Source organism: Bartonella sp. AD328YNZD, assembly GCF_042196425.1.
The window spans coordinates 1-684 of the sequence record NZ_JBHIQG010000749.1 but is presented as its reverse complement, the minus strand read 5'-3'; the positions used below and the strand labels follow the sequence as shown (position 1 = coordinate 684).

The 684-nt window shown below is 37.1% G+C and carries 1 protein-coding gene; it reads left to right on the top strand.

Going from position 1 to position 684, the window contains the following annotated elements:
* Positions 1-231: 231 nt before the first annotated feature.
* Positions 232-684: ribose-5-phosphate isomerase RpiA (rpiA, locus tag ACFIO3_RS14825; RefSeq protein ID WP_375704753.1), on the top strand; the 453-nt coding region annotated here is incomplete at its 3' end.

The window sequence follows — 684 nt, the reverse complement described above, 5'->3', positions numbered from 1 at the left end:
TTATTGAATGAGAAAAATGCTAACAAATCTTCTCAAAGAAATAAAAAAGATAATTGTTGATTATTCTATTTTATTCTTATCATATATTTCTATAACGAGTAACATCTTTTCAAGCAAAAGCGATGGTCAATTTAAATAGATTGCGTCAAGAGGTTATCTTTTATTATCATTATTATCGGTGGGAATAGGGGTGATAAGTGTTGCTTATACGGATAGAAGGCAAAGTCATTCATGAATGTTCAGCAGTTAAAAAAAATGGCAGCTGTTAGAGCGCTTGAATTTATTGAAGATGGTATGCGGCTTGGTATCGGATCTGGTTCGACAGTCAATGAGTTTATTCGTCTTCTTGGTGAGCGTGTTGCTGATGGTCTACGTGTGACTGGTGTTGCTACCTCACGACATTCTGAACAGCTCTGTCGTAAGTTTGGAGTTCCTGTTAGCACTTTAGAAGAAATACCTGAATTGGATCTTGATATTGATGGAGCAGATGAAATTGGTCCTCAGATGATGCTCATTAAAGGGGGAGGGGGAGCATTGTTGTATGAAAAAATTGTGGCATCGGCATCCCGTGAAATGCTTGTCATTGCTGATGAAACAAAGATAGTAAAAAGACTTGGTGCTTTTGCACTACCGATTGAAGTTAATTCATTTGGTATCCATACAACACGCAAAGCCATCGAAAAA